The 25,909-nt window shown below is 41.3% G+C and carries 25 protein-coding genes and 1 riboswitch; of the genes, 17 read left to right on the top strand and 8 right to left on the bottom strand.

Features of this window, described 5'->3' with window-relative positions; translation table 11 throughout:
• Positions 1-27 precede the first annotated feature (27 nt).
• The 4 genes from QUF94_RS21525 (at position 28) to uptA (ending at position 2,469) form a co-directional block, all read left to right on the top strand.
• Positions 28-600, top strand: coding sequence for a YitT family protein (locus tag QUF94_RS21525; protein ID WP_353957642.1), 573 nt, complete (start codon positions 28-30; stop codon positions 598-600).
• 95 nt (positions 601-695) lie between these two features.
• Positions 696-1,409: a FixH family protein gene (locus QUF94_RS21520; RefSeq protein ID WP_289317627.1), complete on the top strand. Its 714-nt coding sequence runs from the start codon at positions 696-698 to the stop codon at positions 1,407-1,409.
• A gap of 103 nt (positions 1,410-1,512) precedes the next feature.
• Positions 1,513-1,677, top strand: a complete 165-nt coding sequence (locus tag QUF94_RS21515; RefSeq protein WP_289317626.1) for an Lmo0850 family protein — start codon at positions 1,513-1,515, stop codon at positions 1,675-1,677.
• Between the two features lie 162 nt (positions 1,678-1,839).
• Positions 1,840-2,469 (top strand): undecaprenyl phosphate transporter UptA, encoded by a 630-nt coding sequence (gene uptA, locus QUF94_RS21510; protein ID WP_289318463.1) that lies wholly within the window; start codon positions 1,840-1,842, stop codon positions 2,467-2,469.
• A 54-nt stretch (positions 2,470-2,523) separates the two neighbouring features.
• Here the strand turns inward: uptA and QUF94_RS21505 are convergent, their stop codons facing one another.
• The 3 genes from QUF94_RS21505 to QUF94_RS21495 all read right to left on the bottom strand — a co-directional run bounded on the left by QUF94_RS21505 (position 2,524) and on the right by QUF94_RS21495 (position 6,374).
• A complete protein-coding gene (locus QUF94_RS21505) occupies positions 2,524-3,855 on the bottom strand; it encodes a hemolysin family protein (protein ID WP_289317625.1) in 1,332 nt (443 codons plus the stop codon).
• Positions 3,856-4,134: 279 nt separating this feature from the next.
• Positions 4,135-5,244, bottom strand: a complete 1,110-nt coding sequence (locus QUF94_RS21500) for a histidine kinase N-terminal domain-containing protein (protein WP_289317624.1) — start codon at positions 5,242-5,244, stop codon at positions 4,135-4,137.
• 245 nt (positions 5,245-5,489) lie between these two features.
• Positions 5,490-6,374, bottom strand: a complete 885-nt coding sequence (locus tag QUF94_RS21495) for a cation diffusion facilitator family transporter (protein ID WP_430101505.1) — start codon at positions 6,372-6,374, stop codon at positions 5,490-5,492.
• A 247-nt stretch (positions 6,375-6,621) separates the two neighbouring features.
• Positions 6,622-6,724: riboswitch (TPP riboswitch) on the top strand.
• A gap of 104 nt (positions 6,725-6,828) precedes the next feature.
• Here QUF94_RS21495 and thiT point away from each other — a divergent pair.
• Positions 6,829-7,407 carry an energy-coupled thiamine transporter ThiT gene (thiT, locus tag QUF94_RS21490; protein WP_353957641.1) on the top strand — a complete coding sequence of 193 codons (579 nt, stop codon included), beginning with the start codon at positions 6,829-6,831 and terminating at the stop codon, positions 7,405-7,407.
• Between the two features lie 81 nt (positions 7,408-7,488).
• Here thiT and QUF94_RS21485 read toward each other — a convergent pair whose 3' ends face one another.
• On the bottom strand, positions 7,489-8,010 hold the full coding sequence (locus QUF94_RS21485; protein WP_289317621.1) for a universal stress protein: 522 nt from the start codon (positions 8,008-8,010) through the stop codon (positions 7,489-7,491).
• A gap of 300 nt (positions 8,011-8,310) precedes the next feature.
• Here QUF94_RS21485 and QUF94_RS21480 point away from each other — a divergent pair, with 300 nt between their 5' ends.
• Positions 8,311-10,368 carry a transglycosylase domain-containing protein gene (locus tag QUF94_RS21480; protein WP_289317620.1) on the top strand — a complete coding sequence of 686 codons (2,058 nt, stop codon included), beginning with the start codon at positions 8,311-8,313 and terminating at the stop codon, positions 10,366-10,368.
• Between the two features lie 202 nt (positions 10,369-10,570).
• On the opposite strand, the gene QUF94_RS21475 is transcribed toward QUF94_RS21480, so the two are convergent.
• Positions 10,571-10,879, bottom strand: coding sequence for a hypothetical protein (locus tag QUF94_RS21475; RefSeq protein ID WP_289317619.1), 309 nt, complete (start codon positions 10,877-10,879; stop codon positions 10,571-10,573).
• A gap of 192 nt (positions 10,880-11,071) precedes the next feature.
• Here QUF94_RS21475 and iadA point away from each other — a divergent pair, with 192 nt between their 5' ends.
• The 6 genes from iadA to QUF94_RS21445 all read left to right on the top strand — a co-directional run bounded on the left by iadA (position 11,072) and on the right by QUF94_RS21445 (position 19,308).
• Positions 11,072-12,247 (top strand): beta-aspartyl-peptidase, encoded by a 1,176-nt coding sequence (gene iadA / locus QUF94_RS21470; protein WP_289317618.1) that lies wholly within the window; start codon positions 11,072-11,074, stop codon positions 12,245-12,247.
• Positions 12,248-12,803: 556 nt separating this feature from the next.
• Positions 12,804-13,892, top strand: coding sequence for a pyruvate dehydrogenase (acetyl-transferring) E1 component subunit alpha (pdhA, locus tag QUF94_RS21465; RefSeq protein WP_289318462.1), 1,089 nt, complete (start codon positions 12,804-12,806; stop codon positions 13,890-13,892).
• The gene (locus QUF94_RS21460) at positions 13,892-14,875 is read left to right on the top strand and encodes an alpha-ketoacid dehydrogenase subunit beta (RefSeq protein ID WP_289317617.1); all 984 of its coding nucleotides are present in this window, start codon (positions 13,892-13,894) and stop codon (positions 14,873-14,875) included. The genes pdhA and QUF94_RS21460 overlap by 1 nt, the downstream gene beginning before the upstream one ends.
• A gap of 32 nt (positions 14,876-14,907) precedes the next feature.
• Positions 14,908-16,188 (top strand): dihydrolipoamide acetyltransferase family protein, encoded by a 1,281-nt coding sequence (locus tag QUF94_RS21455; protein WP_289317616.1) that lies wholly within the window; start codon positions 14,908-14,910, stop codon positions 16,186-16,188.
• Complete coding sequence (lpdA, locus tag QUF94_RS21450; protein WP_289317615.1) at positions 16,189-17,613, top strand: dihydrolipoyl dehydrogenase; 1,425 nt, start codon at positions 16,189-16,191, stop codon at positions 17,611-17,613. It begins immediately after the preceding gene.
• 318 nt (positions 17,614-17,931) lie between these two features.
• Positions 17,932-19,308 carry an amino acid permease gene (locus QUF94_RS21445; RefSeq protein ID WP_289317614.1) on the top strand — a complete coding sequence of 459 codons (1,377 nt, stop codon included), beginning with the start codon at positions 17,932-17,934 and terminating at the stop codon, positions 19,306-19,308.
• A 96-nt stretch (positions 19,309-19,404) separates the two neighbouring features.
• Here QUF94_RS21445 and hisC read toward each other — a convergent pair whose 3' ends face one another.
• Positions 19,405-20,517, bottom strand: a complete 1,113-nt coding sequence (gene hisC, locus QUF94_RS21440; RefSeq protein ID WP_289317613.1) for a histidinol-phosphate transaminase — start codon at positions 20,515-20,517, stop codon at positions 19,405-19,407.
• Positions 20,518-20,690: 173 nt separating this feature from the next.
• Between hisC and QUF94_RS21435 the strand changes: the two genes are divergently transcribed.
• Positions 20,691-21,158: an Lrp/AsnC family transcriptional regulator gene (locus QUF94_RS21435; protein ID WP_289317612.1), complete on the top strand. Its 468-nt coding sequence runs from the start codon at positions 20,691-20,693 to the stop codon at positions 21,156-21,158.
• 102 nt (positions 21,159-21,260) lie between these two features.
• On the opposite strand, the gene QUF94_RS21430 is transcribed toward QUF94_RS21435, so the two are convergent.
• The gene (locus QUF94_RS21430; protein WP_289317611.1) at positions 21,261-21,659 is read right to left on the bottom strand and encodes a carboxymuconolactone decarboxylase family protein; all 399 of its coding nucleotides are present in this window, start codon (positions 21,657-21,659) and stop codon (positions 21,261-21,263) included.
• Between the two features lie 118 nt (positions 21,660-21,777).
• Between QUF94_RS21430 and QUF94_RS21425 the strand changes: the two genes are divergently transcribed.
• The 4 genes from QUF94_RS21425 (at position 21,778) to QUF94_RS21410 (ending at position 24,175) form a co-directional block, all read left to right on the top strand.
• Positions 21,778-22,206 carry an Lrp/AsnC family transcriptional regulator gene (locus QUF94_RS21425; protein WP_289317610.1) on the top strand — a complete coding sequence of 143 codons (429 nt, stop codon included), beginning with the start codon at positions 21,778-21,780 and terminating at the stop codon, positions 22,204-22,206.
• 86 nt (positions 22,207-22,292) lie between these two features.
• The gene (locus QUF94_RS21420) at positions 22,293-22,490 is read left to right on the top strand and encodes a sigma factor (protein ID WP_289317609.1); all 198 of its coding nucleotides are present in this window, start codon (positions 22,293-22,295) and stop codon (positions 22,488-22,490) included.
• Positions 22,462-22,737 (top strand): YbjQ family protein, encoded by a 276-nt coding sequence (locus QUF94_RS21415; RefSeq protein WP_289318461.1) that lies wholly within the window; start codon positions 22,462-22,464, stop codon positions 22,735-22,737. Before QUF94_RS21420 ends, QUF94_RS21415 begins: the two co-directional genes overlap by 29 nt.
• Before the next feature lie 502 nt (positions 22,738-23,239).
• Positions 23,240-24,175, top strand: a complete 936-nt coding sequence (locus QUF94_RS21410; protein WP_289317608.1) for a catalase family peroxidase — start codon at positions 23,240-23,242, stop codon at positions 24,173-24,175.
• 56 nt (positions 24,176-24,231) lie between these two features.
• Here the strand turns inward: QUF94_RS21410 and QUF94_RS21405 are convergent, their stop codons facing one another.
• Complete coding sequence (locus QUF94_RS21405; protein ID WP_289317607.1) at positions 24,232-25,902, bottom strand: ABC1 kinase family protein; 1,671 nt, start codon at positions 25,900-25,902, stop codon at positions 24,232-24,234.
• Positions 25,903-25,909: the final 7 nt, after the last annotated feature.

The raw sequence follows: 25,909 nt of genomic DNA, 5'->3' as shown, positions 1-25,909 counted from the left end.
TAATTCAGATTAAAGGAGGTGGCAGCCATGAAAATCATGGAAAGGATGGCAGCGATCATTGCCGGCAGCATGCTTGTGGGTGTGGGAATCAATTTTTTTCTGATCCCTTATCATTTATTGGATGGGGGCATGATAGGGATTGGGCTGATCTTTCATTACTATATGGGACTTCCAACAGGCCTGGGTGTGATTTTGAGCAGCATTCCATTATATATATATGCTTGGTACTTCGAAAAAAAACTATTTCTGAACAGCTTGCATGGCTTGCTTTTTTCCTCTTTATGCATCGATATTTTTTCCGATGCCGTTACCGGATGGAATCTTCCCATTTATGTAAGTGCGATAATTGGGGGAGGGTTGATTGGACTTGGAATCGGCTTGATGCTTCGTTATGGAACCTCTACTGGCGGAACGGATATGTTGGCACAGATCATTTCCAGGAAGAGTGGGCTCAATGTTGGTTTGCTGATTTTTTTGATTGACGGATGCGTACTGCTGTGCGGACTGAGCGTTGTAGGGACTTCAATCTTTTTATATTCATTTTTAACGATCATCGCGGTGGCCATGCTGACTTCAGTCACCGTGATGCGAACTATTTGATATTGAATTATGTATAAAAATCTGAAAAAAGGAAAGGATGGGCAGTATGAAAAGGACAGATTTTTAGTCTAAATAAATAGTAAAGGGAAGTTTTTATGAAAAAATTCTATATATGTTCTGCGTTGTTATTTATGCTGGCTGGGTGTCAAGAGACTGAAATGCCAGAGGATAAAGAAGTGAACAGTGCTGTTCCGGATTCGATGGATGCTTCAATCGTCATTAAAGGGAAAGTGGAGCCTGGCAAAGAAGTCATTCTTGAAACGTCAGTAAAACAAGGAAGTCAATTGGTGAATGAAGCTGATGAGGTACTGTTTGAAGTGAGAAAGTCCGGACAGGATAAACGGGTAATGCTGGAAGCGAAGAATACTGGAAGTGGCGTGTATCAAGTGATGCATACTTTTGAAGAACAAGGCAAATATATTGTAGTTTCCCATGTAACGGCCAAAGGCCTTCATGTGATGCCTGAAAAAGAAGTTGTCGTTCCAGAACATGAAAGTGAAGGTGCATCGGTTCATCCAAGTACGGATGTATCAATCGAGTTTCAAAGTAACCCTGTAAAGGCAGGAAACAGTTCGAACTTTGAAGCAACCGTAGAATTGGATGGTAAGCCACTGACAAATGCTGATGTGAATTTTGAAGTGTGGAAGGAAGGCAGCGAAGAGAGTCATTTCACCAAAGCTGAAGAAGATGGAAATGGGACATATCTAAATAAGGTATCATTCGAAGAATCGGGAACCTATAAGGTGCAGGTACATGTAGAAAAAGACGAAGTGCATGAACACCAATTACAAACCATTCAAGTAAATTGACACCGTGTAAAATGTTTTTTTGATGGAATTGTTTAAATGGGTTTTATCCTTTCGTTAAATGGGAAGTTAAAGGATAACGATACAGCAGAAAGGGAGGGTAAGCATGAATAATCAAATAATCAACAAGTTTAAGAATCTCGGGATTCATATTGAAAAAACGAAATCACGCCGAGAGATTTTCACTAATGTTTCACAAAACGATTCATCCTTACTCACCACAGCTGCTTTTACTCAACTTTCCCAAAAACGGGAGCTAAAAGAATATTGATGCAATGGGACCGGGGTACATATCAGCTGGTCTTTTTTTGTGCTTTCCTAAAGTGATACACGGTGAAGCAGGAAATGAAAAATCGAATAGAACCTTATGAGCTGAAATAGGATAGAAGGACAAACAATTTGAAATTTAGCGTTAAGGGAGTCCGATTGCATGATATCACAGCTTATAATGACGATATTGAATTGGTTTGCAGAAATGGGGTATATGGGGGTTTTATTGGGGCTGATGGTTGAAATCATCCCGAGTGAGCTTGTTCTTGGATACGGTGGTTATTTGGTCGGCCTAGGGCAAATGAATTTTTGGGGAGCTGTCTTAGCTGGTGTGGTAGGTGGGACGATGGCACAACTATTTCTCTATTGGGCTGGTTATTATGGAGGACGGCCCTTTCTCTTGAAGTATGGAAAATATATTTTTATTAAAGAAAATCATATCGTAATGGCTGAAGAGTGGTTTCAACGTTATGGGGTAGGAGTGGTTTTTACGGCACGATTCATTCCCGTTGTTCGCCATGCCATTTCCATCCCTGCCGGAATTGCAAGGATGTCCGTATGGAAGTTTATATTTTATACGGTTGCCGCTGTCATACCTTGGACCATATTGTTTCTGACCTTAGGGAGGATCCTCGGCGAAAATTGGCAGCAAATCAGGGGAATAACTGCACCTTATCTTATTCCGGTAGCTGGTTTTTCCTTTATACTTATCATGCTTTATATCATCTGGAAAAAAAAGAGTACACCTCCAATCGTAACGGTCAAAAAAATGGGACGGTTTTTCGATAAATGATTACATCAAAAAACAGCCACGTAAAATCACCTTTTCCGTGGCTGTTTTTAATTATTATCCTTGGGGAAGGTCTTCTTCCAGAGGAAGCTGTACGACCTTTTTTGTCACCTCGATGGAACGAATGGCGTGATCTTCCATTTCAATCACTTTAAAGCAGAATCCGTCTTTTTCCATGATGTCCCCTACATTCACATCATAATTTTCAGTAAGGACCCATCCGCCTATAGTATCGACATCATCTTCCTCCAAGTGAATGCCAAGTAAATCATTCACTTCCTTTACAAGAAGTTTAGAGTCTAAAATATAGTGTCCATCTTTGATTTTCCTGATCGATGCGACTTCATCGATATCGAATTCATCACGAATTTCCCCAACGATTTCCTCGAGGATATCCTCAACTGTGACAAGTCCTGAAGTACCGCCGTATTCATCCATCAAAATAGCCATATGAATGCGTTCTTTTTGCATTTTCAACAGTAAATCATGAATGGGTATATTTTCCATAACCCGAATGATCGGACGCGTGTAATTTTCAATCGCTTTGATATGGATTTCCCGATTCTTTATAAGATCCGAGAAAACCTCCTTTAAGTTCACTAAGCCGATGACATGGTCTTTATCACCTTCGACAACAGGATATCGAGTGTATTTCTCCATTTTGGCCACATCGACAAATTCCTGTACCGTTTCATCTTTGGATATCGTCATGATTTCTGTCCTTGGTACCATGATTTCTTTGGCAATACGGTCATCGAATTCAAAGATGTTGCTTACATATTTAAATTCGGACTGGTTAATCTCTCCGCTTTTATAGCTATCCGACAGGATGAAACGCAATTCTTCTTCCGTATGGGCTATTTCGCTTTCGGATGCAGGTTTGAAGCCAAATAATCCGACAACGAAACGTGAAGAATGGTTCAATATCCAGATGAAGGGAAAGGCAATCTTATGGAAAAAAATCAGCGGGCCGGCAATAGCCAAGGCCACTTGCTCAGCCTTTTGGATGGCAACCGTCTTTGGAGCCAATTCACCTACAACCACATTCAGGAACGTTATCAGGGAAAATGAAATGACAAATGTCAGAATGTTTGTGACTTCTTGAGGGAAATTCAAGGCATTGAATAAAGGTCCAACCAATTTGAGGATGGTCGGTTGTCCTAGCCACCCCAATCCAAGGGCAGTAACGGTTATTCCAAGCTGAGTGGCGGATAGGTATTCATCAAGATCGGATGTAACCTTCTTGGCCGCAATCGCTTTTTTGCTTCCCTCTTCAATCAATTGATCGATCCTGGAGCTGCGGACCCTTATGATCGAAAATTCCGAAGCTACAAAAAAGGCAGTTAAAGCGATTAAAATAATGACTAATAAAAAACTTAATATGTCCAATTAGTGTGGGACTTAATTGAATCGCCTGATGTACCGAACGACTTAATTATCCCAGTCACCTCCCAAAACCGATAATGGATGAAATGATATTAATGTATAAAATGTTAGATGAAAAATAAGATCGATTATCTTGTATGAAAATTATGAGGGTTTTATTTTCAATCTATAGGATCATTCACCTCGATTAGTAGTGGAACCTAACTATTAGTATAAGTAACTGGGCGTCAATCAGTCAAAAATTTCACACTAAAAAACCATGGAAAAAAGGATATTTATCCATTATTTAGTTTTCAATTGTATGGAAAAGGTCGTTAGGAAATCGGTAGAGTGGCAGGATAAGGTTCCTTGATGTTTTAAAACGATTTCTTTACAGACGAATAGTCCCAATCCCGTTCCTCTTTTTTTTGTGGTGATGAATGGTTCAAAAATATTCGGCATTACCTCGTCTGGTATCTTCGGCCCATTGTTGGAAATATTTAAGGTAAGGATGCCGGGTGGTGACTCAGAGCCTGAAATGTAAATGGATGGGGAAGGCATCCCCGCAACTACATCAAGAGCATTTAAAATAATATTAAGTAATACCTGACGGAATTCTTCTTCAGAACCGGAAATTACGGCATCATCGGCAATATTACATGTAATGGAAGCATTTACTTCCAAAATGCTTGGATATAAAAATTCGATGACCTCGTTAACTAGCTTAGCAATGGAAAATAGATCTGGTGGTGATGTTGAGGTTTCCTTTTTGGAAATATTAAGAAATTGTGTAATCCGATAATTGAGCTGATCCAATTCCTTTGAAATGATATCAAGGTATTTTATTTCCGGTTGTTCTGCCTGTAACAATTGTATGAATCCCATGATGGATGTCAGTGGATTTCGGAATTCATGGACAAAGCTAGAGGTCATTTGGCCAAGGAGCGTCAAACGGTCTTTATGGTTTGGGCTTATGAAATTATAGCGTTCTTCTAGTTCCGTCGTTTTCAATTCGGTATAATGGGATAATGCAAAATGAATGAGTTTATCGAAGTAAACGTTTATTTGCTTAATTAGATCGGATATCTCTTCTTTGGGTGCTTCGGAATTCAAAACGTGCTCAATGATGATGGATCTGCCGATGGTTGCAGTGGAAAAGAAATTTTCCATATCCAATTGCTTATTAACTCGATCAGACGCAATTTTTCCCCCTACGACCTTCATTACATCGTCTATGTCAGTATCCGATTTTCCAAGCTGATCCATTAGCAGATTAAAGATATTTTCCACTTCTCCCTTAAAATATCCCATATATCCGTCCGGTAAATGCAGCAACTCATCTTTCCATTTGGATATGATACTGCTTTTTTGAGAAGATAAAAAGTGAATGGTCATTTCTCGATTAGATACCATTTTGCCCTCCATACTGTAGGAAAATGAATTTACTTTTGACCCAGAAATTAATGTATTAGAAAAAAATTACAAAATATTAAAATAATTACATCTTGCTTTTATGATAACAGATTAGAGTTCTTTTAACATGTGTCAATTGGATAAATATTCGTCAATCAATCGATAAATACCTTTTTTGACACAGTTTTATTACAGTGATTACATGAATTAATAATAAAAAAAGGTATCCGTAAAGTTAATGACGGTTACCTTTTTTTATGAAATGTATATGGTTCGATATGAACGATCACATGCTGGATATTATATTCCTTCAAAAGATTCTCTTCGATTTTAACCGTAATATCGTGACCTTGGATGACGGTCAAAAGAGGGTTAACATGAACAGTAGTTTCGAGCAGGATTTCACTTCCGTGCATACGGGCCTTAATTTCACTCATGTCTTTAACACCTTCTGTCAATATAATGGTTTGTCCGATCTTTTGCAGGAGCTGCTCGTCGAAACCATCGGTTAAAGAGATGGAGGCATCCCGAAAGATATCCCAGGCCGTTTTGCATATGATGATCCCCACGACTGCTGCAGCTATTGCATCAAGCCAAGGGATTCCCATCTTAGTACCGATGATTCCAATGAAAGCACCAACACTGACAAGGGCATCGGAACGATTATCCTGTGCAACGGCGTAGATGGAAGAGCTGTTGATCTTTTTACTTAATGCTAAGTTATAACGGTAGATTCCGTACATGAAGATTGCAGAGAATAGGGCGACATAACCGGTAAGCATATTGGGAACGGTTGTTGAATCTTGCTGGAAGAAGGATTCTATAGCACTGAATACAACCTGCAGGCCTACGGTGATCATGATGAAGGCAGCTACCAACGAGGCTACGGTTTCCGCCCGTAAATGTCCATATGAATGATTATCATCTGGAGGTCTCTTCGAAATTTTCAACCCAATCAATACGGCTATGGAAGCGATGATATCGGTCGTATTATTTAAACCATCTGCCCAAAGTCCTTTAGAATCACCGAAATAACCAAATGACAATTTAAGGGCAGACAAGAAGATGTAAGCGGCGATGCTTATGTAGGCGCCTTTTTCAGCTGAAATCGAATGTTTATCCATGTCCATTCCCTCCCCAATGTAAATTAGGCTTAATAAAGATATCAAAACAAACCTTAGTGAGTCTATAGAAAAATTGTCGTATTTAGCCATCTAACTTGGTTAATTGCAGATGTATTGAAGGTATGTAAAGAAGTTGTTTATAAGAAAGAATATCTCCATAAAATGGGAATAACAAGTTGTTGACATATCCAATTTCTTTAGTTGTCAATTAAAGAAACTAGTAGTATATTCTAACCGAGGATCGAAAAATAAATACTTCCACAAGGGGAGCCAAAAAGGCTGAGAGTGAACGGTTGAGTTCAGACCCTATGAACCTGATAGTTAGCACTAGCGTATGGATGTGGTTTTGGATACAAGCAATACTGGGCATCCATTACCGCCCCGGTGTTGCTTTTTTTGCGCAAAATTGGCAGGGGGAACTCATGGACACTTTTTCATTTTTGGAGAAAGGAGTGGCATGATGAAAAATAAAACGTTATTCATGACAGAGGTCGCCATTTTTGCTTCATTGGCTTTATTACTGGATATGGTCTCTGGATTCATTTTTTCAAGAATCTGGCCTCAAGGGGGTTCGATTTCAATAGCCATGGTACCTATTTTTCTGATGGCATATCGTTGGGGCATAAAAGGTGGGATGTTAGCCGGATTGTTACTTGGACTATTGCAGATTGTAAGTGGTACAGCATGGATCGGAACACCGATTCAAGGCTTCATTGATTATTATCTTGCCTTTATGGTTGTCGGGATATCCGGTGTATTCATGAACAAGTTTGTAAACAGCTATAAAGAGGAAAAGCGTTCCAAAGCGAAATTATACGGGATTGGTGGCATGTTTTTGGGCAGCTTCCTGAGGTTTCTCTGTCATTTCACTTCTGGAATCGTGTTTTTTGGATCTGCAGCGCCAAAAGGACAGCCAGTAGCGGTTTATTCATTCATTTATAATGGGACTTATATGCTGATCAGTTTTATTTTATCGGCCATTGTGGTGATGATGTTATATTCGGCAGCTTCAAATGTATTACTGAAAAAAGCCTATTAACAAGAAAGCCGGATTCTACAAGAATCCGGCTTTTTTTCGGAGAATGACCAAACGATACGTACAGGGCGAACTGGCTCAATCTCATTTTGCAATGAATACCGAACAGGGGGCGTTTTTCGCAATTGAACTACTTGTACTTCCAAGAAAGAATTTTTCCAAACCGCTTTTAGAGCTATTGCCGACGACGATGAGGTCGGCCGCAGTTCTTTCTGCATATTCACATATGCTATCTGGCGCATGTCCTTCCAATATCTCGAATTTCCCCTTTACTTGACATTCACTTAGCAATCTCAACGTATTACTTTCTGCGTTCCGAACACTATTCTCGATGGGGGAAGGGGTGTCAATTACCTTTTGTTCTCGCTGTTCAACTTCAACGACGGGATGTGTCTGGACGGGATCGACATAAAATCCTGCAGCGGGTACGAATCCAGGAGCTGTGACGTTTCCCATGATACTCTGTTCAACCTTATCATTTAGGACATGGACTACGGTCAGTTCAGCTTCAGGAAATGCCTTTTTGATTGTTGCTCCATATTCCACGGCCTGTGTACTCTCTTCATTTCCATCAAAAGCGACGACAATATTTTTTACGTCTTTCATAATATCATCTCTCCCATTTATAAGTCTTTAAGGTGTTATACCCACTTTTAAATGGCTTCACGCCTTTAATTGGTATATAGATCGCCAATTACGGGTAAAGGATAGATACGAGCATTGTTAAAATGGTTGGATGAAATCCTGGTCCTTCAATTAGTTGGCGTGCTTTATTTTTCATTCGGAAGGAATATCATCAGCAAGGAAGCCGGTACGCGAGTATAGTGTTAAAAGAAAAAGCGACTGAGCTGCGGCCTTTTAGTCAATCGACGAGTTTTCTTTAATAAAAAGGGTAAAATATTTTTAATGAAACATGTCGCAGATGGGAAAATGGGGGTACAAATGAGAGGGTTAGTGAAATTAGTTCTAATTATAATATTGGCGATTGTGGTTTTAGGCGCCGGTTCACTCTTGTATTTCAGGCAGGGTGCAGATATAAGCCATCTTGAAAATAATCTTCAGCAACCGACAGGAATCTATGATCTGGATGGGAATCTTGCCAGTACGATCACGGCAAATAAATCCGAAGGTGTTGCGATAGATGAAATACCGGAACATATGAAACAAGCGGTGGTTTCCATTGAGGATCACCGTTTTTATGAACATCACGGTATAGATTATCAAGGGATCTTGCGAGCCTTGGTTAAAAATGCGAAGGCTGGAAGTGTTGTTGAAGGCGGGAGCACGCTCACCCAGCAGCTTGTGAAAATCACGATGCTGGAATCGGATCGAACATTGAAGAGGAAGATAGGAGAGTTTTTTCTAGCCCAGGAAGTTGAAAATCAATATACGAAAGATGAAATTCTGGAAATGTATTTGAATCAAGTTTATTTTGGCCATGGGGCATGGGGAATCAAAAAAGCTGCAAATATTTATTTTTCCAAAGAGGTCTCTGAATTGACCGTTGCCGAGGGAGCCTTGCTGGCGGGTGTCATTAATCTACCATCCAAACTTGATCCATATAAGAATTTGGACGGAGCAGTGAAACGGCGTGATTTGGTTCTTTCCAGAATGGCGGAACATGGTTATTTGACGAAAGATGAAGAAGCAGCCGCAAAAAAAGATTCGGTGACACTTCTTATGGGGGAGAAGGAAACCGATCCATTAAGAGGTAAGTATCCATATTATGTTGATCATGTTTTATCGGAAGCATCGAGTAAATATGGAATTAAGCTTGAGGAACTGCTTTCAAAGGGCTATAAAATTTACACTACACTGGATCAATCCATGCAGCAGGCTACAGAATCCGTGTATGCGAATGAAGCCAATTTTCCAGTTGGAACGAGTACAGAGCAAATGGTTCAAAGCGGGTCAGTCCTCCTTGATCCTGAAACGGGCGGGATAAAGGCACTAGTCGGTGGGAGAGGTGAGCATCAATTCATGGGATATAACCGGGCAACCCAGCTGTCAAGATCTCCGGGTTCATCCATTAAACCACTTGTCGTTTACACTCCAGCGGTTGAGGAGGGATACGATATCACTGACCCTTTAAAGGATGAAAAAATGAGCTTCGGTGAATATGAGCCAACAAACCTGAGCGGTGAATACAAAGGAGAAGTACCCATGTATGAAGCGGTGATGAATTCCTTGAATGTACCAACGGTTTGGCTATTGAATGAGATTGGCATCGATAAGGGGCTGGATTCACTTGAGCGGTTTGGGATTCCGTATGACAAGGATGATCGAAATCTGTCGCTAGCTCTAGGAGGGATGAGGAAAGGTGTGTCCCCGCTGCAGATGGCAGGAGCCTTTTCAGCATTTGCAAACGATGGGGAAAGGGAGGAAACTCATGCCATTGTAAGAATAGAAAATAACGATGGAAAAGAGGTAGGGGCCTGGAAAGAGAAAAGCACCAAAGTAACCTCTAAAAGCGTCGTCGATAAAATGAATGCGATGCTGCTTGGTACAGTGGAATATGGCACAGCTAAAAACGCGGCTGTTTCCGGTTATGAAATAGCAGGTAAAACAGGTTCCACACAAGTGCCCATCGAAGGGATTTCAGGGGTTAAAGATCAATGGTTCATCGGTTATTCACCTTCACTGGTCGGTGCTGTATGGGCTGGATATGATAAGACGGATGAAAAAAATTACCTAACGACACACAGCAGTCAGGGAAGTGCACTCATCTTTCAAAAAATAATGTCGAAAGCTCTACAGAATCAAGCGGCTCAATCCTTTAAAGCTCAAGATATCGGACCGCTAATAGCTGAACAACAGGCACTTATAGCTGAGCGACAGGCAAAGGAAGAAGAGGAGCAACAGACAAAGGAAGAAGAGGAGCAAAGAAAGCAATATTGGATTGATAAAGGAAAAGAAATTCGGGATGGTTTGAATAAATGGAGGGATTGGGAGGTGCCGTGGTAATTTTTCTGAAAAGGGAGTATGGAACACACGCTCTTTCCAATAAAAATCTACACAAAAAAAGACTGTCAATCATTTGACAGTCTTTCATCATTCTTAAAAAATAAGATTTGCTATTATGCCGATTACGACGATTGCGCCTATGACCATTAAAATGGTTCTCATTCTATACACCCTCTTCTTATCCTGAAATTGTTGGAATCATTTAAATGTTAACGGTTTGGTTCGATTGGAAACCAAATGCACTTTCATCATTTTCTTTACAAATAGCCTGTACTTTTTCGAGCATGGCATGTACATTTTCGCCTTCAAGTATGACTTTCATGGTTGCACATTCTTGGAGAATGAGCACAAAGGATACAAAAGTTGAAAGTTTCTTGGCATCAACCAATTTATGGTTGCAGATAAAATATATATTCCCTTTAAAGTCTTTCGTAACTTGATATAGGTTCATGATTTGTCGCATGGATAATCTTTTATTTGTTTTAATGTCAGAAGAAATCACTTTATTCATGTCGTTTACTCCTTTATGTTTTTATACTTTTGGAAAAGCATAATCAAGATGTCAATTCAGCTACAATTTTTAAAATCGAACAAGTATGTTTGGTTTTTTTATGTAATTGTTAGCGGGTCATGTTGTATATTTACCCGTGTAAATGATTTTGAAACCTATTTGAAAATTTCAATTCTTGAAGGGAGAGGGACAATGCTCACACTAATTAAAAATGGGGAGATTTATGGCCCGGAATATATGGGACCAAAAGATATCCTCTTGGTTGGAAAGCAAATTGGCTTCATTGAGGACAAGATTGATGTACCTGCCAATTTCGTTGAATTGGAAGTGATTGATGCGAGTGGTCAAGTCGTGGTTCCGGGTTTTATAGATGCTCATGTACATATTATCGGCGGAGGCGGTGAAGGAGGATTCAAGACGAGGACACCTGAAATACAATTAACGGATGCCACGTTAGCGGGTATAACGACATTGGTAGGGGTCATCGGAACAGATGGTACGACAAGGACGATGCCAGCACTGCTTGCTAAAGCCAGAGCGCTTGAAGAAGAAGGAATTAGCTGCTTCGTTCAGACAGGTTCATATCAAGTTCCAGTCAAGACGTTAACCGGCAAGATTGAAGATGATTTGATTCTAGTGGATAAAATTATCGGTGTGGGCGAAATCGCCATTGCCGATCATCGTTCTTCGCAGCCGACTGCAGCTGAACTTGCTAAACTAGCCTCTCAGGCGCGTAATGGAGGTCTGTTGTCCGGGAAAAGCGGTATCGTCAACATTCATGTCGGCGATAGTCGAGATCATTTGCAGGTAATTGAAGAAGTGGTCGAGACAACGGAAATACCAATCACTCAGTTTTACCCTACACATATAAATCGAAATCCGCATTTATTCAAAGCGGGGATGGAATATGCAAAAAAAGGGGGGTATATTGATTTCACGACAAGTACGATCAAGAAGTTTCTTGAAGAAGGGGAGGTTAAAGCAAGTACAGCAATAAAAAGGGCACTGGAAGAAGGTGTTGAAATCGGGCAGATCACTTTAACTTCAGATGGACAAGCAAGCCTGCCTGACTTCGATGGCAGCGGCAACCTGCGCGGATTGAACATTGGTACATGCATGTCCTTATATGATTCTGTTGTCGATGCGGTCCTCGAGGATGGGGTGGCAATTGCCGATGCCGTACGAGTTGTGACGGAAAATCCGGCAAATATTTTAAAACTCTCTAAAAAGGGACAGCTTGCGGTAGGTAAAGACGCCGATCTGATTATAATGAAGAAACAAACTTTAGAAATAAATAGTGTCATCGCGATGGGACAGATCATGGTCAAAGACGGTGAAGCGGTCGTGAAAGGAACATTTGAAAAATAGATCTTTCTAATATCCGTGAAGCGAGAAAAGGAAATGAAACTAAATTGGTGCGGTAATCCGCAAAAACATAATGGATTACGCTTATGGTAGCTGCTGTTTGCCTGTGGTTGCAAGACATCCAACAATCATGAAATGAAAAAAGACCCATAAATATATTATGGGTCTTTTTGGGCTGGATACTGATTTGTTGCATTTATGGGTGACCTGAATCAATCGAAGCAAGTCCAACAATTTGTCGGTAACCTGGTGATTTTATATAAAATTTTTCCATTAATGGTGCTTAATTTCAAAATGAAGGTGAGGTATAAGAAAACACATTCTAAATAAAGGTAATATACGAAAAATTCATTCCATTTAACATATTATTAAAATCTTGGATGTATTATCCTTTTATATAAGCAAATGTAGTTTATGAAACATTATATATTCACAGACATAAAAGACCAATGAAAACTTTTTGGGCTGTTATTTCATGACTGTTCAAAACCTTGGTAAGTTTGCGAAACAAATCTATCTTAAGGGGAGAAATGAAATGGAAAAGACGGGAAACCCAATAATGAAAGCGCATTCAAGTGGAGTTGAGCCGGAAATGTTTCGTGTATTGACTCCTGATGGGGAAATCATTGAAACGATAGATGGAAAAATCGATAAATCACTGATGTTAAAGATGTATGAAAGCATGCTCCTGCTCAGAACATTTGATCGAAAATCAATTAATCTCCAGCGCCAAGGCAGGATTGGAACTTATGCACCTTTCGAAGGACAGGAAGCATCCCAGGTAGGAAGCGCTTTAGCATTGTCGGCAGGGGATTGGATGTTTCCCACATACCGTGATCATGGAGCGGCAATCATTCATGGTCAGGAATTATACCGTGTTTTCCTATACTGGATGGCGCATTTTGATGGTTCGATTTGTCCAGAAGGCAAAAGGATATTGCCCCCAAGTGTTCCCATTGCCACTCAAATGGTTCATGCGGTTGGAACGGCTTGGGCAAGTAAGATTAAAGGCGAGCAGAATGTTAGTATTGCTTATTTTGGTGATGGAGCCACTTCTGAAGGGGACTTTCATGAGGCACTGAATTTTGCTGGCGTTTATAAAACCCCAACAATCTTTTTCTGCCAAAATAATGGCTACGCCATCAGTGTGCCTTTTGAAAAGCAATCAGCATCTAAAACCATATCCCAAAGGGCTGCCGCTTATGACATACATGGGGTGCGAGTGGATGGAAATGATATTTTCGCAGTATGGCTGACTGTAAAGGAGGCTGTCGAAAGAGCCCATAAAGGGGAAGGACCTACTTTAATCGAAGCCGTTACCTTTCGCTATGGTGCTCATACTACTGCAGACAATCCGAACATATATCGCGATCAGGACGAAATTTCAACGTACTGGAGGGAAAACCGGGATCCGATAACACGTCTTAGTAAGTATTTGAATAAAGAGGGTTACTGGAATGAAGAGCAGGAAGAATTGGCGTTAAAGCAATTCAACGAACTGATTGATGCTCACCTTCAAAAAGCCGAAGGGTATCCGAAATCCGACCCGCTCGAAATGTTTAACCATGTATATGCCGAGGAGTCATGGCATCTAAAGGAACAGAAGCAGGAATTGAACCAAATCTTAAGGAAAGGCGGGAAGAAATAATGGAAAAAAATTTAACGATGCTCCAGGCTATTACGGAAGCGCTGGACCAAATGCTGGGTCATGATGATCGCGTGATGATCTTGGGTGAGGATATTGGAGTGAATGGCGGAGTTTTCCGATCGACGGAAGGGCTTTATGAGAAGTATGGAAAAGATCGAGTTGTGGATACGCCATTAGCTGAATCCGGAATCATCGGCTCTGCCATTGGTTTAGCACTTAACGGAATGCTGCCCATAGTGGAGATCCAGTTTCTCGCCTTTATTTACCCGGGTTTCGAGCAACTCGTTTCCCATGCTGCCCGTATGAGGTATCGTACTCGTGGGCAATTTGGGGTGCCCCTCGTAATCCGTACGCCATATGGTGCCGGAATCAGGGGACCTGAACTTCATTCCGAAAGTGTCGAAACCTTCTTTGCCCATACTCCGGGTTTAAAGGTGGTTGCACCCAGTAATCCATATGACGCAAAAGGGCTGCTCATTTCAGCGCTCGAAGATCCTGATCCAGTGATTTTTTTGGAACCGACCAAATTGTATCGGGCTTTTAAGGAAGAAGTTCCCGACGAAATGTACCGAATACCAATAGGTCAAGCAAAAGTGGTCCAGGAGGGAAGTGACCTGACCATTTTTGCATGGGGGGCCATGTTGAGGGAGGCATTGAATGCCGCGAAAAAGATTGAAGAAGAAAAAGGCTGGAAGTGTGAAGTGGTCGATCTTCGAACACTATACCCTTTAGATAGGGATACGATCGTGCAATCCATTAAAAAGACAGGTCGTGCATTAATCGTCCATGAAGCCCACAAGACTGCCGGATTAGGTGCGGAGATTATCTCCATCATTAATGATGAAGCCCTTATTTACCTGAAAGCGCCGATTAAGCGTGTAACAGGATTTGATGTACCGGTTCCGCCGTTTACAATAGAAGATCATTATTTACCGACTGTTGACCGTGTAAAACAAGGAATAGTCGAAACGATATCATTTTAATTGATGATTAAGGTGGAGAAGGAGGAAGACGCATGTTGGAATTCAAACTTCCTGATGTAGGGGAAGGGATGCATGAAGGGGAAATTATCCAATGGCTCATCAAAGAAGGGGATGCGGTAACACAGGACCAACCCATTGTTGAAGTGCAAACGGATAAAGTCAATGCGGAATTGACTGCTCCCGCAGCGGGAGTGGTCAAGAAGATATTTTTTACCGAAGGGGATATCGTGGAAGTGGGAACCACCATATTCACCATTCAAGTAGAAAACGGTATGCCTGCTCCGGAAACAGACATGGGTGAAGAAGAAATCCAGGCCGTGCAATCAGGTGATGTAAAAGTAAATGCAGGACATATAACAAGCAAGCCGCATCTTGAGGCAGTGCGTGTGTTGGCTACCCCATTCGTGCGTCAAATGGCGAGGGAAATGAAGATTGATATCGAGCAGGTTAAGGGCTCCGGTCCTGCAGGGCGAATTACCGAAAGTGACTTGAAGCAGTTTAAAGAAAATCATTCGATTACACGGGAAAATGTCTATAATAACGATAACAAGATTCTTCAAGATACTGCCACAATGAAGAATGCCGACAAGGCAAAGGGATTGGAAAATGAGTGGGAAGAGCGGATTCTGCTTAAGGGCATTCGTAAAAAAATCGCTGAACATATGGTAAAGTCGGTTTCGACCATTCCTCATGTAACCCATGTAGATGAATTGGAAATGGACCGATTGAAGGAATTTAAAAATCAATTAAAGGCGTATTCCGATGTTAAGGATATTAAATTGACTTTTTTACCATTTTTCGTTAAAGCGATTGTCATTGCCTTAAAGGAGTTTAAAACTTTAAACGCTTCAATTGATGAAAAGACCAATGAAATCATCCTGAAAAATTATTATCATATTGGGATTGCAACAAATACAAAAGAGGGTCTCATTGTTCCTGTCATAAAACATGCAGATCAAAAAACCATTTTCCAACTGGCTGATGAAATCAGGGAATTGGCAACTCAAGCCAGGGAAGGGAAGTTGAGCATAGATCAAATCACAGGCAGCACATTTACCATAAGCAATGTAGGACCGATCGGAGGGTTGCATGCCACCCCGATCATTAACTATCCGGAAGCGGCAATATTGGCGTTGCATAAGATGGAACACCGCATGGTCGTTCGCGATTTGGAAGGTGTTATCCGTTTAATGATGAATATGTCTTTATCTTTCGATCATCGTTTAATTGATGGTGTAACAGCGGTACATTTTACAAACAGGATCAAGGAACTGCTGGAAAATCCAATTCGTTTAGTTGTGGAGATGAGATAAATGGTAGTAGGGGAAGTTGCTGTAGAGACGGATGTTATCATCATGGGAGGAGGTCCGGGGGGATATGCTGCGGCTATCCGTCTCGGACAGTTAGGGAAATCGGTCGTGCTGGTTGAAAGGGATAGGCTGGGCGGGGTTTGCCTAAATCGGGGCTGTATTCCTTCGAAGGCTTTAATTCACGCAGCTGATCAGTACCAAAGGCTTAACGATTTAGGGAAAATGGGTATCAGGCTTTCTCAAGAAAAAACCACAATGGACTTGGGAATTTGGCAGGATTGGAAAGAGGGCATCACTTCCCAGTTAAACCAAGGTATTGCCCATTTGTGTAAAGAAAATGGAGTGACGGTGGTTAAAGGTCAAGCAACCTTTTTATCTGATGACCGCATCGGAGTCGAAACCGATGGCGATTTTGAAACTTACAAGTTTGAACAGGCAATTATTGCGACGGGGTCCAGACCTTATATTCCATCATTCATTAAGGTCGATGGAGAATATATTTTGGATTCAACAGCATCTTTGCAGCTGCAGGAAGTCCCATCCAGCTTGTCGATCATCGGCGGAGGCTATATCGGAATCGAATTGGGTATGGCCTTTGCCAAGTTAGGTACTAAAGTGACCATCATTGAGATGGCTAGCCGCATTCTCCCTCAGGTCGCCGAAAACCTGGTCAAGGAAGTTACCCGTAATGCCAAGAAGCTGGGGATGAACATTAAAACATCCTCGAGGGTAGAAAAGGCGAGTGTAGTGGATGGTCATGTACACCTTCAGGTTTCCTCGGAAAAACAGGGGGCGGAAGTGGTCGTGAGCGAAAAGACCCTGGTTACGATTGGCAGGATTCCTAACACTGAAGAGATTGGCCTGAATCGGGCTGGCGTTACGGTTGGCGAAAAAGGCTATATAGCTGTAGATATGGAATGCCGTACAAATGTGCCGCATATCTTTGCCATCGGAGACATTACACCTGGTCCAGCTCTTGCCCATCGAGCGTCCAAACAGGGAATCGTGGCAGCGGAAGTAATAGGGGGGTTGCCAAGTGCGATTGACTCTCCTTATGTCCCCTATGTGATTTTCTCGGAACCACAAATAGCAGGGGTTGGTTTAAGCCGTGAAGAAGCTGAACAACAGGGATACAGTGTCAAGACCGGGAAATTCCCATTCAGTGCCAACGGAAGGGCGCTTGCAATGGATGAAACAGAGGGATTTGCTGAAGTGATCGTGGATGCAGAAAGCCACATATTGCTTGGAATGCATATGGTTGGTGCAGATGCTTCCAACCTTATAGGTGAAGGGGTCCTCGCCCTTGAGCTGGCGGCTCGGGTCGAAGATATAGCCCTCAGCGTGCACCCTCATCCAACCTTGGCTGAGGGATGGATGGAAGCGGCGGAGGCAGTTTTGGGACATGCGATTCACATTGTTAATAAATAAGATAACTGGTAATTGGTGGGGATTACGGGTGTAGTCCCCGATTAGAGTGGTTTATTTTAATGGAGTTAGAAACCTAGTCATTGGTCCGCCGTAAGTCAAAACAGTAATAGCCTGTAATGATTCCTCTTGTAAAACTAATGGTATATTGATATCATTTTTACTTTGGTGTGGTATGAGAAAATTTTTCAAAAAGGCTTTGCACCCTTTCACTCCTGAACCATAACGGTTGATGAGATAATTTATCTATTCGCCATTCAACGATTGAAATGAGTTGGATTTATTATACTGAGAAATTATGGAATAAAGGAGGCAAATGTAATGGAATCAAATGGCGGATCACTGCAAAAGAGATTATTGCCGCGGCATATCAGCATGATGGCAATGGGAGGGGCAATAGGTACTGGGATTTTTAAAGGAAGTTCCGAAACCATATCGTTAGCAGGACCAGGAGTCATTTTCACTTATATGTTTGCAGGATTATTACTTCTTGTAGTCATGGGAGCTATAGCGGAAATGGCAATCGTCTATCCAAATACGAATATGAAAGGTTTCATTCAGAAAGCATTTGGAAAGCGAAGTTCCTTCATCATAGGTTGGATGTATTGTTTCATGTGGCTGTCCGTTTGTGTCATTGAGGTAGTGGTGGCAGGCAGCTTCTTGCAGTATTGGCTCCCGGCAATCCCACTATGGATATTAAGTTTAGGGTGTGCTGCTTTGATCATTGGGGTCAACATGATGAATGTTAAACATTATGGCGAATTCGAATTTTGGTTTGCTGGCATTAAAATTACAATGATCATCGTATTCATTATCTTGGGAGCCTGTATTTTATTTGGGGTCATCCCAAGCGGCGGATCAAATTATCTACAAAACTTCACAGGGCACGGAGGGTTTTTCCCAAATGGGTGGATGTCCATCTTTTCGGCATTACTGATCGTCATGTTCTCATATGGCGGTTCTGAGTTAATCGGGGTGACGGTAACGGAAGCGAAGGATGCAGAACGCATCTTACCGAAGGTCATTAAAAACTATATTTGGAGAGTCGTATTATTTTTCACCTTACCGATCCTTATAATCTGCGGTCTGATTCCTTGGAACGAAATTAGCGACCAGGCAAGTCCATTCGTACAAGTATTATCAATGTCCGGTTTTCAGGGATCTGCACACATCATGAACTTCATTTTAATTACGGCCGTATTATCTGCTGCTAACTCTGGAATATATGGGTGTACACGGATGCTGCATTCTTTAGCTGCAGAAGGGGAAGCTCCAAAGTCGTTCTCTTATGTATCGAAAAATGGAGTTCCCTTGTATAGTTTAATACTAAGTGCCGTTGTATTGGTCGTCGGCTCCATGATTACCTACGTTGCCCAGGACAAGGCATTTACTCTATTAATGGCGTTTCCGGGTTTTGTGGTCTCACTTGTATGGATTAGCATCTGTTTAGCGCAGCTAAAACTTCGCAATTCATACCCTAAGGCTCCGAGTTTTAAATTATGGGGCTTTCCATATGTAACATTATTTGCTGTAATCACCTTAAGCATCATTTGTGTCATGTTCGTGTTTAGTGAACAGAACCGAATCAGTATCATTGCTTGCCTTATTGTGCTGGCTGCATTAATCTCGATTTCGATCTTCAAATTTAAAAATGGGGATGAACAGGAAACGACCATAATAGAAAAGGAATCTTGTTAAATAAATTCACGTCAAAGATACGACATGGGCAAAGGCGTCTATGTCGTATCTTTCATGTTTTAATAATTACAATCAAGCTGCAACTTCATTGATAGTTCAAGTAGTCGACATTTTATTGATTACATGTTGTAAGGAGGTTATGAATCTTTCATTTTCAAGTGGGGTGCCGATGGTCACGCGGATAGTATTTTCATAGCCTAACAAATGACCGGAACGGATGATGACACCTTGAATTAATAGCTTCTCAAAAACGTCCCTGCCAGGATGGTTCAATTTGACCATCAAGAAGTTGGCATGTGAAGGGAAGAAAGCTAATCCCATCTCGCGTAATTCGTTTTCTAAATATCTTCTTCCTTCCGCATTTTTACGGGCGCATTGCTCTACAAATGTATGGTCGTCGAGGGAAGCGAAGGCCGCAGCCTGTGCTAAACGATTCGTATTGAAGGGTTCTTTCACTTTAACTAGCTCTTGTATGATGGAAGCATCCATTAAACCATATCCAATCCTTAATGCAGCCAATCCATAAATCTTTGAAAAAGTGCGTAAGATGACCAGATTTGAATGATTATTTAGCAGTGGCAAAGTTTCTAAATATTCTGCATCGTCGACATACTCATAATAGGCTTCATCAACGATCAGTAAAATATGTTTCGGCACCTTCTCGATAAAAGATCTTAACTTTTCTTTTTGAACGATCGTTCCTGTCGGATTATTGGGATTACAGACAAATATCATTCTTGTCTTTTCAGTTATGGCATCGTACATACCCTGCAGGTCATGTGCACCATTAATAAGCGGTATCTTTATCGGTGTACCGCCATCTATCACTACATTCGTTTCATAGCGAGGGAAAGTAACATCAGCCATGATGACTTCATCATTTTGTTGAATGTAGGTTCTTGTTAACAAACGTATTACCTCATCAGATCCATTGCCTAAGATGATATGGTCTTGATCGATATTCAATTTCCTTGCCAACTTCTCAGTTAATGACGGTGCCATACCTTCAGGATAAAAGGAGGTTTGCTCCATTTCGATAAGCATGGCTTCTTTTGCCAGGGTTGAACAACCGAATGGATTCTCATTGGATGCCAATTTTACAATCGTTTCAAGTCCTAGTTCACGTTGCACTTCTTCAATTGGCTTACCGGAAACATATGGGCTGATGTCTTCGATGTTTTTTCGAACCGGGATTTTCGTATAGGTCAATGCAGGTTCCTCCCTTTGGTAAATTCTGAATTTTCTTTATCTATTTGATTATTTTAATGATAGAATATTAACTGTTAAAATTACATACAAAAAAGAATGTATTTTTCGCTTTCCATACAACATTTTAAAGAAATATAAGCTTATATTCCTTCATTATGAAAGGCGGTTGCTTCATGGATGAAATAGATGTCAGGTTACTGGAACTTTTACAAATGAATGGACGCATTACGATTAGTGAACTATCGAAGAAATTGGCTCTCAGTCGACCAAGCATTTCTGAACGTATGTATCGCTTGCAAGAAAAGGGGATCATTGAGGGTTTCAGCGCAAGGGTTTCACCATTGGCAATAGGCAGAGGTGTACTTGTGTTCATTCAAGTCAGTGAACTTAAGGTTTCTGTTTCCGATTTTGAGCAATTAGTGAAAAATGATTTAGACATTATCGAGTGCCATCGTGTAACAGGAACAGTTGGATATTTTTTGAAAGCGGCTTTAGCTGATATGGACAGCATGAGATTACTAATAGATCGATTAATACCTTATGGACATCTGAATACTTCCATAGTTTTGACATCTCCTGTACCTTCCCGCTCCATTCTTCCAAGGGTCAATGAAATGGAGGATCATGGTGCGAAATCCTAGCTGGAATTTCAACTGATGCCGGTAAATGGGTTCGGACGGTTGAAGGGTTCATAGGTTTTTTACAAAAGGAACGAGGCGAGATGCCTGTTCCTTTTTTTGGCGTTATTTTAAATCCATCAAAGCACCGAAATATTGCTGGGCCGTTGTAAAACAAATGAATGCTAATAGTTCAGAAATCTCTTCATCACTGAATGCCTCCTTCAATACTCGGAAAAACTTTTCCTCCGTTTTTTCACGTTGAATGAGGAATACTTCCGCAAAGGCGATTGCATAGCTTTCTTTCGTTTCTTCCGGCTTTAATGGAATCCCTTTGGCCTGACAGTATGAACAGCCATTACCGTATGCCAACACCCTTCTGACGTTTTCCTTCAACTCCTTCGAAAGTAACCCATCTGCAGATACGCAATCTGAGAGGTCCGACCATTTATGCGAAATAACTTCTGAATGAAATAACCTTTGAAACGGACTGGATCCAATCGATGATTTTTTTATTCTTGTCATGAACTTCTCCCCTTTGAGATAATCCTAATATAAAAATACAGGAATATTAATTCCGTTTGTAAAGTATTCCGGTTGAATAATGAATAAATATAAAGAAAAGGAGGGGAATAATTTTAAAATGAAAATAGATGAAAAAGACCAAAGCATCCTTGCTGAATTAAGGTTGAATAGCCGGATTTCCATGAGGGAGTTGGCAAAGAAAGTAAACCTCTCCGCCCCTACCGTTACAGAACGGGTACGGCAAATGGAGTCATTCGGGATCATTAAAGGGTATGTTGCCGAGATTGATCATAAAAAGATCGGTTTTCCTATTGAGTGCATCGTGGAAGCAACGATAAAAAATGGGGAATATGAGAAATTCAAAAAGTATATCTCCAAGCTACCGAATGTTGACTTTTGTTATCGAATTGCCGGGCAGGCTTGCTTTATGCTGAAAATCCACAGTGAGAGCCTTGAAGAAGTGGAGGAATTCATCAATCGGACAATCCCTTTTGCGGCAACTATTACACATGTAATTCTTTCTGAGGTAAAGATAAGTCAGGAATAAAGAATTTTTTATTTCCCGTGAACGATATCATCAACTTAAACGTCAAATAAGTATAAAGGTTACGGATATGAGAGTGGTGACAATAAATGGATGAAAGAGATCTGGTTAAAGCGGCAAAAAAGGGAGATGATGGAGCGTTGGCTGCATTGTTTCAAGGTTCCTATCCTTTTCTGCTTAAATATCTACTGAAGTTGACCTTTAATCTCGAAAATGCTGAAGATTTAGCTCAGGAGACTTATTCGAAAGCAATTGAGAATCTTTCAAGGTTTAAGGGGGACTACTAATACCGTCCCTGGTAAAGAAATTACGGAACTGAAGGGACTTGTTAAGGGAAACTGTGTTCAATCGAAGCATATTGGAAAAGATATTCTCGTGGGATTACGGACAATTGTCGGCGGTGAAATTACTGAGTATACAGAAATGATGAAGGAAGCCAGACAAAAAGCAATTGGCAGGATGGTCGATGAAGCGAGAGGAAAAGGGGCGAACGCAATAGTCGCAATGCGTCTGGAAACCTCTGCGATCATGTAAAACACTTGTGAAATCATTGCTTACGGCACGGCAGTTCATGTTGAATGACTTCATGTTTAATTCATATTCTATTGATATAGGTCTTTGAATCAATTTTTTTTGTAACCCTTATTTGAATGAACTTCCCACTATTCAGTTAATCTTTTTAAATGGGCAGTAGCTCCCTAACTGGAATTTTAAATAAACTCAGCGGGATAATGCTACCGGCAATTTTGAAAGGGAACATTCGGAATTTTATAGAGATTATTATTTACCTTAAGGTTATCGCCAATTAAACTTTTTAAAACCGTTTCGAATCAATCGGACACCCTTTAATCGGGGGAATAATTTGAATAAAAGATAAAACGCCTGGATTTTTTCCAGGCGTTTTATTCTTTTTGTAAAAGTTCAGTTATCAGAAAAGTGATAGAGCGGGTTTAATTTGAATAGGGAAGTAGATTAATGGGTAGAGGTAATAACTAGTGAACAATGAGTTAACATTGAAAAGATGGGGTGTTGTGTTATGGAGGAAAATGATAAAAATTTGAAACCTAAACTAGCCAGTGAAGCAGTTAATGTGATTGAAAATGTAGCTGGAACATACCCTGGGTATCGTCGTGCGCATGCAAGGGGATATGTGTATGAGGGGGTTTTTACCCCAAACGGAAAAGCGTCCCCATTAACGGTGGCTTCGCATCTTCAGGAGGAAGCTGTGCCAGTGATCATTCGGTTTTCAAATAGCTCGCCCATTCCAAGCCATCCTGATGCCATTTCCCCTGTTAAGGGCATGGCCGTGAAGTTTCAATTGCCGAATGGAGAGGTGTCAGATCTTATTACTGTGACCATTCCGCTATTCTTTGCAAAAACACCGGAAGCGTTTGTTGATATTGCGGGCTTTTTCAAATCTGCAAAAGAAGGTTTCCCCAATCTGAAAGAGCTGGCCAAAATCCTGTTGAAATACCCTGAAAGCAAGGCAAGCCTGCAAATGCTTAAAGAAATGCGCTCTCCAGCCAGTTTCTCAACGTGTCAATATTACTCCATTCATGCATTCTATTTCATTAACGCGGAAGGGAAGCGTCAGGCCATTAAGTATGAGTGGGTACCTGATGCCGGCCTTAGTATGCTGGCAAAAAAAGAGGTAGCCGAGCATTCGGCAGAATATTTGAATGAAGAAATGGAAGAGAGGCTCAAGCAAGGTCCGGTGGGCTTTAAGTTGAACATTCAAATAGGAGGGGAAAATGACCCGGCTGACGATCCAACCAAAGCTTGGTCGGAAGATAAACAGGTAATCACGGTCGGGCATTTGGAAATTTCTAATAAATTGGAAGATGCTGAGGATCATCTATTGTTTGATCCAACCAATATTCCTGAAGGAATTGAGTGTTCTGAGGACCCAATCCTGCATTTTCGCCACAGTGCGTATGCCGTTTCATATGACCGTCGGATAAATAACAAATGAAAGGTATCTTGAAAAAGGGAAACTCCTAATTAAAGGATTTTCCCTTTTTTGTAAGTTTACATTTTTCCGGATCTGAAAATGGTGTAAAGCATGAGTAAGAACATCAGGGTTGCAACGACAAATCCAATCTCGATAACCGGTATTTTCCATAGGATCAGTGTTTCCCCGCCTATTGCAGAACCGATAATGAGACCGACCATGATTATGCTGAATGCAAGCAGTATAATACTGAAAGACAGCCGGTTCGAGATTTGATCAAGCTTATGTAAAAAAACTTGAAGTTCGGGAATATTGATATCAAGCCGCAATTTCCCTTTTTTTATGATACCTGTTGCTTCCCTGATATCCTTGGGCAGTTCGGCAATGGCTTCGGCAGACTCGATGAATTGATTCCAGGCGTTCTTCGCAATGTTTTTTGGATTGTAGCGTTCCTTAAAAAGCCTTTCCCCAAAAGGTTCAGCTGCTTTCATAATGCTGAAATTCGGATCTAATCCTTCGACAATGGCCTCCATGGTGAGCAGGGCCTTGCCGAGCATCGTGAATTCGGGAGGAATTTGGACTTGGTGCCGATTGGCAACCGTGAACAGGTCATTGACTGCTCCGCCTAAGCTGATTTGGCTCAATGGGATATCATAATATTTATTTCGCAGTTCATCAATATCCCCCCTCAATGGGGTCATATCGATTTCGTCCGTCAGAAGGCCCATATCTGAAAGCGTCTTGATCAATCCATTGGTGCTTCCGCGTTTCAGGTTGATGACAAGCGAGGCGAACTGATACTTCGTTTCTTCCTCCAGTCGTCCCACCATTCCGAAATCCATGAGTGCGACGACGTTTCCTGGCAAAATGATGATATTGCCAGGGTGGGGGTCGCCGTGGTAAAAGCCATCGATCAATATTTGCTGAAGCATGGAATTCGCTAGCCTTTCCGCGATTTTCCGGCGGTCATAACCTTCTTCATCAAGCTGTTTATAATGATTGATCTTAATTCCTTGAATGAAATCCATCGTCAGGACCCTTTTTGTGGAATACTCCCAATGGATCCTTGGTACCTTAAACCCTTTATCATCGATGAATTGCTTGGCTATTCTTTCCCCGTTTCGGCCTTCGGAATTATAATCGAGTTCTGCGCGGAGTGATTTAGCGAATTCATCAATCATTTTTCTGATTTGGTAGCGTCTTGCCCAAGATATCCGAGCTTCCATAAGTCTTGCCAAATCATCGAGAATTTCCAAATCCGTTTCCACAGTCGGCAGAATATCGGGCCGCTGCACTTTGATTGCTACGACTTCCCGTGACGGAAGCCGTGCCGTATGGACCTGCCCAATCGAAGCGGTAGCCAGTGGTTTTTCATGGAATTCCAGAAAAATGTTTTCCAAAGAATCACCCAATTCGGCTTCGACAATTTTGCGAACCCTATCAAATGGAAAGGGGCTGACCTGGTCCTGTAGCTTTTCAAGTTCGCGGACGATTTCGTCCGGAACGAAATCACGCCTCGTACTAGCAATCTGACCAAGTTTAATGAATGTAGGACCCAAGCTTTGTAATATCGTATGCAGCCGCTCTCCAATTGAGCGGAGATTCAGGTTTTCATCGGGTTGGAGTTTCGATGCCGCTTTGTTCTCGGATAATCCCAGGCGATAGATGAAATAACCAAAACCATTTTTCAAGAAGGCATTAATGATTTCTTGGTAACGATGTGCGTGTTTCAGTCGCTTGCGAAACATTCAAGTA

Origin of the sequence: Peribacillus sp. NJ4 (assembly GCF_030348345.1) — a bacterium.
GTDB lineage: Bacteria > Bacillota > Bacilli > Bacillales > DSM-1321 > Peribacillus.
This window is presented reverse-complemented; position numbering and strand designations above follow the sequence as displayed.

Bases quoted from the DNA above. Each gene is read 5' to 3' on its own strand.
- QUF94_RS21525 (WP_353957642.1), top strand. From the start codon at position 28: ATGAAAATCATGGAAAGGATGGCAGCGATCATTGCCGGCAGCATGCTT.
- QUF94_RS21520 (WP_289317627.1), top strand. From the start codon at position 696: ATGAAAAAATTCTATATATGTTCTGCGTTGTTATTTATGCTGGCTGGG.
- QUF94_RS21515 (WP_289317626.1), top strand. From the start codon at position 1,513: ATGAATAATCAAATAATCAACAAGTTTAAGAATCTCGGGATTCATATT.
- QUF94_RS21500 (WP_289317624.1), bottom strand. From the start codon at position 5,244: ATGGTATCTAATCGAGAAATGACCATTCACTTTTTATCTTCTCAAAAA.
- QUF94_RS21495 (WP_430101505.1), bottom strand. From the start codon at position 6,374: ATGGACATGGATAAACATTCGATTTCAGCTGAAAAAGGCGCCTACATA.
- thiT (WP_353957641.1), top strand. From the start codon at position 6,829: ATGAAAAATAAAACGTTATTCATGACAGAGGTCGCCATTTTTGCTTCA.
- QUF94_RS21485 (WP_289317621.1), bottom strand. From the start codon at position 8,010: ATGAAAGACGTAAAAAATATTGTCGTCGCTTTTGATGGAAATGAAGAG.
- QUF94_RS21480 (WP_289317620.1), top strand. From the start codon at position 8,311: ATGAAACATGTCGCAGATGGGAAAATGGGGGTACAAATGAGAGGGTTA.
- QUF94_RS21475 (WP_289317619.1), bottom strand. From the start codon at position 10,879: ATGAATAAAGTGATTTCTTCTGACATTAAAACAAATAAAAGATTATCC.
- iadA (WP_289317618.1), top strand. From the start codon at position 11,072: ATGCTCACACTAATTAAAAATGGGGAGATTTATGGCCCGGAATATATG.
- pdhA (WP_289318462.1), top strand. From the start codon at position 12,804: ATGAAAGCGCATTCAAGTGGAGTTGAGCCGGAAATGTTTCGTGTATTG.
- QUF94_RS21460 (WP_289317617.1), top strand. From the start codon at position 13,892: ATGGAAAAAAATTTAACGATGCTCCAGGCTATTACGGAAGCGCTGGAC.
- QUF94_RS21455 (WP_289317616.1), top strand. From the start codon at position 14,908: ATGTTGGAATTCAAACTTCCTGATGTAGGGGAAGGGATGCATGAAGGG.
- lpdA (WP_289317615.1), top strand. From the start codon at position 16,189: ATGGTAGTAGGGGAAGTTGCTGTAGAGACGGATGTTATCATCATGGGA.
- QUF94_RS21445 (WP_289317614.1), top strand. From the start codon at position 17,932: ATGGAATCAAATGGCGGATCACTGCAAAAGAGATTATTGCCGCGGCAT.
- QUF94_RS21435 (WP_289317612.1), top strand. From the start codon at position 20,691: ATGGATGAAATAGATGTCAGGTTACTGGAACTTTTACAAATGAATGGA.
- QUF94_RS21430 (WP_289317611.1), bottom strand. From the start codon at position 21,659: ATGACAAGAATAAAAAAATCATCGATTGGATCCAGTCCGTTTCAAAGG.
- QUF94_RS21425 (WP_289317610.1), top strand. From the start codon at position 21,778: ATGAAAATAGATGAAAAAGACCAAAGCATCCTTGCTGAATTAAGGTTG.
- QUF94_RS21420 (WP_289317609.1), top strand. From the start codon at position 22,293: ATGGATGAAAGAGATCTGGTTAAAGCGGCAAAAAAGGGAGATGATGGA.
- QUF94_RS21410 (WP_289317608.1), top strand. From the start codon at position 23,240: ATGGAGGAAAATGATAAAAATTTGAAACCTAAACTAGCCAGTGAAGCA.
- QUF94_RS21405 (WP_289317607.1), bottom strand. From the start codon at position 25,902: ATGTTTCGCAAGCGACTGAAACACGCACATCGTTACCAAGAAATCATT.